Raw genomic sequence first — 11,854 nt, 5'->3', positions numbered from 1 at the left:
AAGCTTGAGCGTCTTGGCGATCGTCCGCAGCGTGGTGCGGACGATCTGGTAGCGGCCGAGCGCTGATGAGTTAAAGCCGCATGGGCCCCGCGAGATGGAAACCTTGCTGCGTGGTGTGTTCAACAAGAGCCGTTTCCTTGCCTTGCTGCGCGATTTCATCGTGTTTGGTGACAAGGGCGCCGGGCCATTCAAGATCATTGCCGGCTATCACCAGTTCCATGGTGCCAGAAAAGCACTGGCAGCAGCCATCGAAGCCGCAAGCCCGGAAGGTGACCGCAAGATTGGCGTGATCTGGCATACACAAGGGTCGGGCAAAAGCCTGTTGATGGCGTTCTTCGGTGGCCTGATCGTCCGCTCAAGGGAACTGGAGAACCCGACACTGGTGGTTCTGACAGATCGCAACGATCTGGACGACCAACTATTCTCTACCTTTGGCCTGTGTCGTGACCTGATCCGGCAGACACCAGAGCAAGCAGGCAGTCGCGATGATTTACACCAGCTTCTCAATCGTGCATCCGGCGGCGTGATATTCACCACAGTGCAAAAATTTTCGCCTGAGGCAGGTGAGGAGAACTTCTCCGAACTGACCGCTCGGCGCAATGTCATCGTCATGGCAGATGAGGCGCATCGCAGCCAGTACGGGTTTGATGCAAAACTCGACAGGACAACTGGGCAGCGTCGCTATGGCTATGCGCATTATATCCGCCAGGCGATGCCGAACGCATCTTTCATCGGCTTTACCGGCACGCCGATCGAAGCCGACGATGTCAATACGCCGGCGATCTTCGGCGAATATATCGATGTCTACGACATCAGCCGGGCCGTCGAGGATGGAGCGACGGTGCCCATTTTCTACGAGAGCAGGCTGGCACGAATCGAACTGGACGAGGACGAGAAACCTCGCATCGATGCTGAAATCGAGGCGATCCTCGAAGACGATGAAGCAACGGAACAAGAAAAACAGAAAGCCAAATGGACGGCCGTCGAGCGGTTGGTCGGTGCAGAAAAGCGCCTGTCGCTGATTGCTGCCGATCTGGTCGAGCACCTTGAAGCCCGCATCACCGGTATGAACGGCAAAGCCATGGCCGTGTGCATGAGCCGTCGCATCTGCGTCGACCTTTACAACCAGATCATCAAGCTGCGTCCGGACTGGCATTCGGAAGATGACGACAAGGGTGCGATCAAGATTGTGATGACCGGCTCGGCGGCCGATCCACTCACCTGGCAGCTGCATATCGGCAACAAGAAGCGCCGCGATGATCTGGCCAAACGCATGCGTGATCCCGATGATCCACTCAAGCTGGTGATCGTGCGCGACATGTGGCTGACGGGCTTCGATGCGCCATGCATGCACACCATGTACATAGACAAGCCAATGCGCGGTCATGGGCTGATGCAGGCTATCGCTCGGGTCAACCGTGTGTTTCGCGACAAGCCCGGCGGCCTGATTGTTGACTATATTGGCATTGCCCAGAACCTGAAGAATGCGCTCGGCCAATACACCAAGTCCGATCAGGACAAGACCGGTATTGATGAAGAAGAGGCCGTTGCCGTCCTGATGGAAAAGTACGAGGTCGTGCGCGGCATGTTCCACGGTCACGATTATAGCCGCGGCATCAGTGGCCAGCCACAGCAGCGTCTGGCTGCCCTTGCTGATGCCATTGACTGGATCCTGAAATGGCAGGAGCGGGAAGCCGCCCGGGTGCAGAGCGCTGAGGACAGGAAGAAGGCGCACCGTCGTTATCAGGATACCGTGCTGGAGTTGAGCAAGGCCTATGCGCTGGCCTCGGCCAGCGATGCAGCCCGCGCCATCCGCGATGAGGTGGGCTTCTTCCAGGCGGTGCGCGCCGCGCTGGTCAAGACCACGGCGACCGGCAAGATGTCCGACCGTGCCAAATCGCTGGCGGTGGAACAGTTGCTCAACCAAGCGGTCGCCAATGCCGAGATCGTCGATATCCTGAAGGCTGCTGGTATCCAGTCACCGGACCTGTCGATCCTGTCGGACGAGTTCCTCGCTGAAATCCAGCAGATGGACAAGAAGAACCTGGCGCTCGAAGCTTTGAAGAAGCTGCTCAATGGCGAGATCAGGAGCCGGTCTCGCGCGAACGTGGTGGAAACAAAATCCTTCTCACGACGGCTTGAAGAGGCCGTTGCGCGCTATCATGCCAATGCCATCTCAACTGTCGAGATGATCCAAGAACTGATCGCGCTGGCGAGGGATATCAAGGCGTCGGCCGCCCGTGGCGAGGAGCATGGCCTGTCGCCGGAGGAGCTTGCCTTCTATGATGCGCTCGCTGAAAATGAGAGCGCAGTCGAGGCGATGGGTAGCGAGCAGCTTCGAATCATTGCCACCGAACTGGTCCAGCAGATGCGCGGCTCGGCTACCGTTGACTGGCAGCACAAGGTCAGTGCCCGTGCCCGTATGCGGGTTCTGGTGAAGCGGATCCTCAAGAAATACGGTTACCCACCCGATCTGGAGCAGGAAGCCGTGCAGATGGTTCTGGCGCAGGCGGAGGTCATTTTGCGGGAGGTTACCCGATGATCCGGCTTGCGGATATCTGGCCGATTGCCTCGCCCGAGCACTACAAGCTGCACTTCGCCCGCTGGAATGGCGAGAACCAACCGCTTGAAGTGTGGGCGCGCGACAAACAGGAATGGCAGGGCTGGCAAGAATATCGACCTGCACGGGATGATTTCAACCGGCCCTTCATTTTCTCGCTCGTTCAGTTCTATCACGAGCCGGACATTTGGCTGTTTGGCGGGGTGTTCCGCGTCGTTACACGGCACAGCGATCGCTACGAGGTCGAACTTATCGAGGAAGGTGAAGGCTTCCTCGGGCGGCTGAAATTGGGTTCAGCCTATCGCCAGCGAGCAACGCGGGTGAAGTTTGAGAATCACTATTCCGACCTGGAGGTGCAGGAAATTTTGCGCGAACCCTATTCCGGGCGGTCCTTTCCTGGCTTCGAGGACATCGATCTGTCCTTTGAGGAACTTGAATCGCTTGTGCGCAACTCTCGACCCGATTGGCGTGCGGCGCTTTCCAGCATTAAGGGCATTTATCTAATCTCGGATATCACAACGGGCAAGCGCTACATCGGGTCAGCTTATGGAGATCAGGGGATCTGGTCGCGTTGGTGTGCCTATGTCACCAGCGGCCACGGCGGGAATGTGGAGCTTCGCGCCCTCGTGAACGATCCGACGCTGGAATATTGCCGCAAGGCGTTCCGCTTCGCTTTGCTGGAAGCCCGTCCCGCGCCAACGCCCGACGAAGTCGTCCTCGGGCGTGAAGCATTCTGGAAACGGATTCTTCTGACGCGCGGCGAACACGGATTGAACCGGAATTGATGCCTGCTTTCGCTTGCACGACTGTGACCGACTATTGGGAAGTTTATCCGCTGATGGCATGGGGGCATGCCGCACTGACCGATGGTGATGTGTGGCCCGTGGAAGTCGTTTTAGCAAAGTTTGACCGCAGGTTCTTTCTCCCTCCGCTATCTCGTACAAAAGTACGGATAAACCAAAGAAAATGAAGACGCATTTACAATGACTTACACCTCCGTACTAAATCCGCACAGTCAGGAGGTCTGGAGAATATCAGCGGAGAGAGAAGGAAATCAGTGTTTTGGCCAAGTAGCGCAGTCAACAGCTTTGGCCCGAAAACCCGCAGTCCTGCGCCGTTTCAGCGGTCGAAATAGAATCAGAGAATGATTCCAATAAGTTGACTGGCGGACCGCGCGGGATTCGAACATATACGCCGAAGTAATCGGTTGGGGCTCGGCTGCTCCATAAGCAATGTCGGCTTTTGGCAAATCTAAGTTGTCATTCGAACGGCAGGATTAAGGCGCAAAGCTGCCGGAATTCGGCGACCAATTGAGTGGCAGCTTTTTCAATTTGGCCGGTCAGAAGCGTCGAGGCAAGTTATACCCAATTGTGCTGCTGAGCTCGGCGCGATTGCTGAGTCTCACTCAACACCTCTTTCGAGTGCTGCAGTTATTTTCACAATGTGACATTGGTCATCAGCCCAATATCTTCCGGGTCTGGCACAGTAGCATTGAATATGTCTAGATAACTTTTCCGCTTTCGAGGCGATGCGCCCGAGGCTTCGACTTTTTCGTTCACAGCCTTCAATAATCGTTCTGCGCTCGGTTTAAGCTGCGCTTCGACTTCTTCAATCCGATCATGGATATCAGCGGGAGGAATTGCCGACTTCGTTTCACTGCCTGTTGAAGGTAGTTTGACGCTCAGATTGACCGTTCTGTTATTTGTTTTTTTTCTGTCATCAGCGTTAGGAATTGACGGAGAATTGTTTGCGCCCGATTCATGCGGAGGTTCCTCATGCTTTTGAGGACGAGAGGGCAGGGGCGTAATTGTCTGCTCAATGGCCTGTTGCCCGTCACTCGCGTATTCGCTCGTCAGTGCTGGAACTGGCCTATGAGGTAGATATTCAATCGTAGGCACATCAGGAACGTGCGATTGCGAATAAGCTTCAGCGGATTTAAAGGGTTGGGTGTTGAAAAATCGCAGCTTGTCGCCATAGATCGGTCGCTGTCCTTCAACGAGCAAGATCATCTTGCTTTCTGGCATTTGCCGTACTTCTTGCGGCATCATCAAATCGCGTTCTCGGATTTGCTCAACTTTTGTGCGCCGAGGTAAACCGAGAATCTCGATGGTGCGGGATTCCGACTTGTAACGGATGGTTCTTTTTCCGAGTGCACGGGACGCATATTCCGCCGTGGCCTGATCGTTGGCACCTAGCACCAGCTGATAACCACAGTTGCCGAGAAGGGAGTGACGGGAAGTCTCGCCATAAATCTCGTCGAGATTCTTGAGATCCTGAATAATGATAGCTAGCTTGATATTATAACCAGCCACATAGGGAAGCTTCGTCATAATCTCATCCATCTTTTTAAGCTGTCGAAATTCATCCAGCAAAAAATAGACGGGAAGTGAATTGGGATCGTGTTCCAGAGTCAGAATGTTCATGACCTGCTGCACGAACAAAGTGAGAAGTGGGCGCAGGATCGTAATATCGGTAATATTGGGTGCGAGATAAATGGAGATAGGCCGCCGTTTCATGGCGGCGATATCCATGTCGGTTATTTCTGTCGCGGCTACAATACGTTCATTTCGGAAGGGTCTAAGAGCGTTCTGGATATCCAGTAGCGCGGATGCCGCCGCCCGCTCTGACAATGCCAGAAATGCGTTGAAACTTTCGACCGTATATTTTGAAAGGTTCGGCTCTTTTTCCTTGATGAACTTGATCTGCGCCTGAAGATCAACACCACTGTTCACGAAGGAAACGACTTCGCCGAGGTTGCGCCGTCCGTGATAATAGGGGCTCTCCAGAACATAGCTGATAATCCCGGCTACGACTTGTTGTGCCAAGCCCTGCCAGACTGAATTTTCAGAGCCTAGATTCTCAGGGACGAGAATGCTGGCGATATTTTGTATATCCGTGGTGCGATTACCGCGCTCGGGGCGCACAAAATCGAGAGGGTTATAACGATTTGTCGTTTCAGAGCCGGGGGCGAAGAGGAAAACCTGGCTACCGTTCTTTTTGCGATACCCTGCTGTCGCTTTGAAAATTTCGCCCTTCAAGTCGGATACGATCATAGACCCTTCATGCATGAGAGCGTTTGGAATGACATAACCCGCTCCTTTTCCCGATCGTGTAGGGCCGATAATCAGATGATGGCGACTGTCGGCCGCTCGCAGCACATTTCGGCCGAACCGACCGAATATATGCCCTTTCTTGCGGAACCACTTGCCGCGACGAAGGCCCATGACGTCCTGAAAAGCTGCATCGCCCAAGGGGTTTTCGTAGCTTCTGAGACCAAGATAGCCCGCAAAGACCGCGGCTGCGATGGCAGGCAATAGGGCCCCGATGGCAACGCGCTGCAGAGTTGAGTTGGACGCATAGGCCCAGACTTGCTGAAGCGGAGCAAAAGGATTCTCGGTGATGGTAATATTGAAAATTCGGCTGTCTTTATAAATGACTCCGAGTACGACTCCATAAGCCAAGGTCCATACCAAGAATGCGATGCCGGCACAGAATATTAGATAAACCGCTTTGTATCCCTTGCTCATGGCTCCTCGTTTCGCGCAAAAAATATCTCCGATACGCCTCGTTTTCCGCCGTCTCGGCGCAACTGGATGACAATGGGGATGACCATTCGAATGTACGACATGAGGTCATGCTTCGAATATCCGCCTGAAAGCCCGGCTTGTTGCATCATCATGGCAAGCTGTTCATAGGCTCCTTGCGGAGTATCAGCATGAACAGTCGACATAGAACCTGGATGACCGGTGTTAATGGCACGAAGAAATGAAAACGCTTCAGCTCCGCGGATCTCACCAACGAACAGACGGTCAGGACGCATACGAAGGGACGATTCAAGCAAGTGCTGAATTGTAACGTCAGCCGTGCCCTGTCCACCTTTCGAGGCTACCAGATGAACGCGGTTCTCCTGGGGCGGTAACAGCTCGCGGGTGTCTTCCAGCGTGATAATTCGTTCCTTTAGATGGACAGATTTCAGGCAGGCATTCAGAAAGGTAGTCTTTCCCGATGATGTACCGCCGCTAATCAGGATCGAAACCCGTTGCGTAATGGCCGTGTTGATGAAATCGAAAATTCTGTTTTGCTTCAGATGCTCGATCAGCAGTCGGTCAATATCACTAAGCCCACCAACAGCCACGGAAACCTTGTCCAGCGAACCGCTATCCCTGTATTCTTCCAAGCTGAAATTGCTAACGACCTGCTTGCGGATCGATATCGAGCCGCCATCCGGTGCAGCAGGCGGAAGAACCACCTGAATGCGCTCGCCAGTCGGAAGCGCTGCGCTCAGGATTGGCGCGGATTTACTGATAAACTGATCAGTCGCACCCGCAACGCGCTCACCGATATTCTGAATCTCCGCCGATGAAAGCGCATGAACCTCGTGGAACTCCATGTGATCGGCACCAAGTCGCTCGATATAGACGTGACCTGGTTTGTTGACGGCTATTTCCACGACCTTTGGATCGTTGAGAAATGGCCGCAGTGGCTCAAGTGCTCGATCTAAAAAGTAATATCTGCTTTGTGTGGCTGCTGCCGCACTATTTGCCCCTGCGTTCACGTTGAATTTCCTTCATCGCTTCTGTTACGGGATCGTCGTACATGGCCGAAAAATCGAGGTCCTGACGCACGAATATGAAGATACGTTCGCCTTGATGGACGCTGATTGTTGGTTTGATACGCAAGTTCTCGCTCAGAGCGGTATTTGCCATTTGAGAGAATGTTTCGGCGATTGTTTCGCGGGCTAGTTCTTCACCCCGTTTCGCATCATCGTTGTTACGACCGAAGGCTTCCCCGCTGCCGAAACCAGTCAGATAGCTAGCGCCCGCGCCCACCACAGACAACATGATGGACGCGCCGAACCGTTCACGCCATTTTTTGTCGACGATGCCGGTCAGGCCGGAACGGCCAAGGCTGTCGGTTCCCACGGAGTTCAGGCGCACGCTTACACCATCATCTCTAAGCAAGCGTGTCCAGACTACGAAAACGCGGGTCTGGCCTGTCATGACGTCGCTTTGATATTCACCAATGAGGCGGGTGCCGGTCGGAATCAGAATGCGACGACCATCAAAACTGTAGACGTCTTCTGATGTGATGGCGCGAACCTGGCCTGGTAGATCGCTTACAATCGAGGTTTCGAGAATACCGGGTATCATCGTTCCTTCCGGCACAACCGCGTCGATGCGCTTGATTTTCGTAGCCTTGGCATTACGATCGGCCATTGCCGAGGCCGTCGCCAGAAACTTGCTGTTTCTGTCTTCGCCAGCAACAGTCGGTGTTCCTTCGCCACTATCGCCACCAAGTCCCCCATTTGCTCCGCCTGATCGCGCTTGATCCATCTGAATAAGTTTGGATTTGAACCGGTCTGGAAATTCTTCAACGATCTCCGGCGTGGGTGCCTGATCGGGTTCCTTCACTGCGACCGTCGGCGGAGGCGGGGGAGGGACATTAAACGTCGTGGTGTCGACTTTCTCCGGCTCCGGTGGCGGTGGAGGCGGCGGGATATTTATGATGTTGGGCTCGGGCGCAGCAGAAGGCTGATCCTGATCGCGCACGAAAGACGGCGGTCTGAATGACGTGGTGCTGAACTCCTCGTCACCGCGCACAAGATCGCGCGGCTTCTCCGAAGGTTGTTTGAGAACAAAATAAGCCATAGCTACACCTGCAAGCAGAAAAACCGCCATCGCAGCCGTCTGATTCCGCTTTGCATTCTTGTTGCTGACTCCGGCGTCATCGGCAGACGCCAGTACTTCCAGTTCGGGAGACTGTTTCATCAGTTGCCGCTCCTTCTCCGCTTGGTTGCCACTTGATCAGGCGCAGGACCCATGATGTCGGGATCGGGTGCGCCAAAATCCGGCTTTCTAAGGTTGAAGATGCAGATCCACCGATCACCGTCGCGGAGGGTGTATTGAGTTGCCGTTCCATCCACGACCAGATATTCGCCTTCCTTGCGGAAGTTGCGCAATGTTTCGGAAAAATCGCTGTTTACTGCAAAGATTGCTGGCGTCCGACCAGTGAATTTGAAGAAGGTTTTCTTGCCGTCATCGAAAACCATTGAGGGTTTGAGTTTCGTATCTCCCGTAAAGGAATAGTCGATATTGACGTTAGCCTTGTCGATTTTAGAGATATTCGGGTTGGCAGCGCGATATTCAGCCTCTTTGCGCATCGCTGCATTCAAATCCTTCTCGGGGTAAATGAAGCGGACGCCAAAGACTTGTCTGCCCGCATCCGGCGCATAGTCATGCAGTTCCAAAAAATAGATACGCTTGGTCGTGACAACGTTCATATTTGTAACGACGTTCTTAGCAGTCGGCTTCACAAACAGAATGTTGCCTTTTTCGGTTGGAGCAACCTGCCAGCTCTCTGTATCGCCGAGTGAAATCGTCTCAAACTTTTCATCCTCATCGAAGATGATCATTGTCGATATGCCGTACGTCGCAGAGATTTTGACGACATTGTTAGGCTGGTAGACAACACTGGTAACACGTGAATCGAGCGATCCAGCCCTTGGCGTCTGTGCTGCGTGGGCGTGCGAAAGGATGGCGGTGGAGAACGCCGCCGCAATTAGGAAGCGGTTTTTCATCCCTTGCTCCCTTCCGTGACGGTTTCCTGATCACGCCGGTAATTGTAAACCTGGAAGCCGAGGGGATTTTCAAACCGCCATTCGTTTGTGGCGGGTTCGTCCGTGTAGCGATAGCGCACGACAGCTATGTAGTGTCTGGTAATGGCATCGGTATCGGACTTTTCAGTGGTTGAAAAACGGACAAGAGCGGTTGAATCGTTGGGGAAGGTGACAGACTTCACATCGACAAGTACGCGCTTGTTTTTCCCGTAGACCTTCGCCGGATTGTTCGGATTCGCAGCGCTGTATTGCTCTTGCAATTCGCGAGCGGCATCACCTGTCGACAATAGTGCCGCCGTGCCAAAGTTTGTATCGATCGCGTAAGGATCATAGCCTTCGCGCGTCCTGATATACCGAACGACGTTGGCTTGCGTGATTGCGCGTGAATCGGTCAGATTTTGCGCTTTTGTCAGTCCGCTTTTGGTTTCGATGTAGCCGGTAGCCTTGTCTACGACGACAATCACAGGCTCGAAAGATTTTAGCGGAACCAGCATAACGAGCGCGAGCAATGCGAAAAGCGCGACGACCCCGAATATGATGGTTACGAACCATGCCACGGCCTTTGAACGTTTTGCTTTCCGGACGATTTCGTTCTCCCAACGATCACCGTCCTGAAAATAAGTTCTCAATGCAGCTTCTTTGGAATCAGTCATGATCTAGCCCTCTACCTCTTATGAACCTGCAGCCTCAGCGAGGCAGGCTGTTGCTGCTTATTCGGTTTTGCATTGCTTCTTTTGCGCCTTGGCTTGTCGGGGAAATTGAGCCCCCGCCGCCGCCGCCAAAACGATTGTAAAGTGAGCGTCCACCTCGGTAGCTCGCGCCGATCCCCTTGAAGCCAGCTCGCGCAATCTGCATTGGAGCGGTGACACCGGTCATGCGAGCAATTCGCGTTGCGGCAGCGCCAATACCGACGGCCAAGCCTCCTGCAATGCCCTGAGCAAGGACTTGGATGTTCAACAGGACAAATGCCCCGGCAAAACAAAGCAGGAGGAAAGCTGAAATATCACTCAGCGTAAGGCGTCGCTCCGCGGCGGCAGCGGATACCTTCGTCAGTTCAGGGTCCATTGCGGCGATAAGGAAAGCGGCGACGACAAACACGAATAACGGGATCAGTGCGTATAGAAGAACCTGTTGGAACCACGCCTGTCCAAGGCTGCGCGATTGTTCAAACAACATGCAGGCGATAAAAATCGGTGCGGTTCCGATCAGAACCCATAACATCACCTTGGCTAATACGAGAATTGCGAGGGCAACTGCGATGAAGATTGCCACGCAGGCCATGATGAGAAAGCCAACCATAGAAGGCAAAACGGAAAAATAGCCCGATTGCTCGGCAAACGCGGAAGCCGCCTCATTCGCGGTTTTCCAGATCATGGAAAGACCATTTGTCGGTTCGGTAATTCCCGTCCCGGTGGCGGTCAGGATGGCACGACCTACATCTTCAGGGGTATTGTTCAGCCACTTATAGAAAAAATCGTTGAAGTATCCCCAATTGCTGATTAATGCCAGAATGAAGACCATGCGGAATACGCGTGTAACAATTTCGGCTACGCTAATCCGCGAAGTCCCCATAATTACTTGGATACCGTAATATCCAACATAGGCGATGAACATCACCTTGAGCAGCGGCGTGATTTCAGAGCCAATAATATTGTAAGCCTGCGATGAAAAATTCTCGCCGGAATTATCAATTCTCTCCAAAAGATCGCTCAAGAAATCATGCATAGCGGCCCCCGATTATTCCGTTGCTATCGAATTGATCGCAGCAATGGCGGTCGCTTGATCGCCATTAACAAAGGCCATAGGTCCACAGTCTTGCCGAATGTCTTCGGCAAATGACGTGAGATTTGCGGGACGTTTGCAAGGAGCAGTCTTTTCCTTGACCGTTCCGCAGCCGGCAACGCCAGCTGCAATGGCGGCAAAGATAAAACACTTCAGGAAGCTGTTAGCGATGTTAGTTTGCACTGTACGTCAACACCTTCTTGGAATTGGAAATGTCGGTGAGGCGGCGCTGATTATCGGCCTGTAATGACGACACGGCACCGTTCATCACGCCGATCAGTTCATTGACGGTCAGTCCTGCTTGGACTTGCAGCTGCGTGTTTTGGTCGATGGAACCTTTAATGTCCTTTGCCTGACCGATACTCTGCCCGGCCTGTTCAAAAGCGCTCCGGCGCGTCGTTACCGCCTGTTGCGAACCATTTACGAGTGCGGCGACACCAAGCACAGTGTTGACCATCTGTTCATAGGACTTGTCTCCGCTAAAGCTGCTATTTGCTTGCCCCGACAGGTTCTTAACGAGCTGAAGCCCGTTGATGAAAGTGGACGCGACCTTGGCGATGTCACCGCCCATGCTGCCAAAATTTGGCACCCCGCCGGACATAAGGCTGTCGAAAGAGGGCATTGATGATACGCTAAAGCCATTCCCGACGGCCAGGTTTTGCATCTGGTTCGCATCGCCGCCGCGATCACCGGTAACGGCCTTCAATGTCTCCTCGACCGTCGTCAGGATTTCCTTGTTTGTCCCGAGGATCTTGTCGGTCGTAACCGAGGTTTGCTTGGCCACTTCATAATTGGCAGCGTCGATGACAGGGACGCCACCTGCATAAGCCGCCATGGGAGCGAACGATGCCGAAGCTACGGCAATCGCAGACGCCGAAATGATCAGTCGTTTCATT

The 11,854-nt window shown here is 53.6% G+C and carries 10 protein-coding genes; 2 read left to right on the top strand and 8 right to left on the bottom strand.

Going from position 1 to position 11,854, the window contains the following annotated elements; translation table 11 throughout:
• The first annotated feature begins 94 nt into the window (after positions 1-94).
• Both CEV32_RS04740 and CEV32_RS04735 read left to right on the top strand, forming a co-directional pair.
• Positions 95-2,542, top strand: coding sequence for a type I restriction endonuclease subunit R (locus CEV32_RS04740; protein WP_208620795.1), 2,448 nt, complete (start codon positions 95-97; stop codon positions 2,540-2,542).
• Positions 2,539-3,345, top strand: coding sequence for a GIY-YIG nuclease family protein (locus CEV32_RS04735; protein ID WP_024899893.1), 807 nt, complete (start codon positions 2,539-2,541; stop codon positions 3,343-3,345). The genes CEV32_RS04740 and CEV32_RS04735 overlap by 4 nt, the downstream gene beginning before the upstream one ends.
• Before the next feature lie 651 nt (positions 3,346-3,996).
• Here the strand turns inward: CEV32_RS04735 and CEV32_RS04730 are convergent.
• The 8 genes from CEV32_RS04730 to CEV32_RS04695 are packed head-to-tail and all read right to left on the bottom strand — an operon-like array spanning position 3,997 to position 11,853.
• A complete protein-coding gene (locus CEV32_RS04730; protein WP_094574666.1) occupies positions 3,997-6,087 on the bottom strand; it encodes a type IV secretory system conjugative DNA transfer family protein in 2,091 nt (696 codons plus the stop codon).
• A complete protein-coding gene (gene virB11, locus CEV32_RS04725) occupies positions 6,084-7,115 on the bottom strand; it encodes a P-type DNA transfer ATPase VirB11 (RefSeq protein WP_094574664.1) in 1,032 nt (343 codons plus the stop codon). Before virB11 ends, CEV32_RS04730 begins: the two co-directional genes overlap by 4 nt.
• The gene (gene virB10 / locus CEV32_RS04720) at positions 7,096-8,328 is read right to left on the bottom strand and encodes a type IV secretion system protein VirB10 (protein WP_094574662.1); all 1,233 of its coding nucleotides are present in this window, start codon (positions 8,326-8,328) and stop codon (positions 7,096-7,098) included. The genes virB11 and virB10 overlap by 20 nt, the downstream gene beginning before the upstream one ends.
• On the bottom strand, positions 8,328-9,137 hold the full coding sequence (locus CEV32_RS04715) for a TrbG/VirB9 family P-type conjugative transfer protein (protein ID WP_094574660.1): 810 nt from the start codon (positions 9,135-9,137) through the stop codon (positions 8,328-8,330). The genes virB10 and CEV32_RS04715 overlap by 1 nt, the downstream gene beginning before the upstream one ends.
• A complete protein-coding gene (locus tag CEV32_RS04710) occupies positions 9,134-9,829 on the bottom strand; it encodes a virB8 family protein (protein WP_094574658.1) in 696 nt (231 codons plus the stop codon). The genes CEV32_RS04715 and CEV32_RS04710 overlap by 4 nt, the downstream gene beginning before the upstream one ends.
• Before the next feature lie 34 nt (positions 9,830-9,863).
• Positions 9,864-10,901, bottom strand: a complete 1,038-nt coding sequence (locus tag CEV32_RS04705) for a type IV secretion system protein (protein WP_094574656.1) — start codon at positions 10,899-10,901, stop codon at positions 9,864-9,866.
• A gap of 12 nt (positions 10,902-10,913) precedes the next feature.
• On the bottom strand, positions 10,914-11,141 hold the full coding sequence (locus CEV32_RS04700; RefSeq protein WP_235818718.1) for a hypothetical protein: 228 nt from the start codon (positions 11,139-11,141) through the stop codon (positions 10,914-10,916).
• Positions 11,131-11,853: a type IV secretion system protein gene (locus tag CEV32_RS04695; RefSeq protein WP_094574654.1), complete on the bottom strand. Its 723-nt coding sequence runs from the start codon at positions 11,851-11,853 to the stop codon at positions 11,131-11,133. Before CEV32_RS04695 ends, CEV32_RS04700 begins: the two co-directional genes overlap by 11 nt.
• Position 11,854 lies beyond the last annotated feature (1 nt).

The sequence above is a fragment of the Brucella rhizosphaerae genome (genome assembly GCF_002252475.1).
In the GTDB taxonomy this organism is placed as follows: domain Bacteria; phylum Pseudomonadota; class Alphaproteobacteria; order Rhizobiales; family Rhizobiaceae; genus Brucella; species Brucella rhizosphaerae.
The sequence above is the reverse complement of the archived record's forward strand: the minus strand, read 5'-3'. Positions and strand labels throughout refer to the sequence as shown.

Excerpts from the sequence above, each read along its gene's own strand:
- CEV32_RS04730 (WP_094574666.1), bottom strand. The coding sequence starts at position 6,087 with ATGAGCAAGGGATACAAAGCGGTTTATCTAATATTCTGTGCCGGCATC.
- CEV32_RS04715 (WP_094574660.1), bottom strand. The coding sequence starts at position 9,137 with ATGAAAAACCGCTTCCTAATTGCGGCGGCGTTCTCCACCGCCATCCTT.
- CEV32_RS04735 (WP_024899893.1), top strand. The coding sequence starts at position 2,539 with ATGATCCGGCTTGCGGATATCTGGCCGATTGCCTCGCCCGAGCACTAC.
- CEV32_RS04695 (WP_094574654.1), bottom strand. The coding sequence starts at position 11,853 with ATGAAACGACTGATCATTTCGGCGTCTGCGATTGCCGTAGCTTCGGCA.
- CEV32_RS04705 (WP_094574656.1), bottom strand. The coding sequence starts at position 10,901 with ATGCATGATTTCTTGAGCGATCTTTTGGAGAGAATTGATAATTCCGGC.
- CEV32_RS04710 (WP_094574658.1), bottom strand. The coding sequence starts at position 9,829 with ATGACTGATTCCAAAGAAGCTGCATTGAGAACTTATTTTCAGGACGGT.
- virB10 (WP_094574662.1), bottom strand. The coding sequence starts at position 8,328 with ATGAAACAGTCTCCCGAACTGGAAGTACTGGCGTCTGCCGATGACGCC.
- CEV32_RS04740 (WP_208620795.1), top strand. The coding sequence starts at position 95 with ATGGAAACCTTGCTGCGTGGTGTGTTCAACAAGAGCCGTTTCCTTGCC.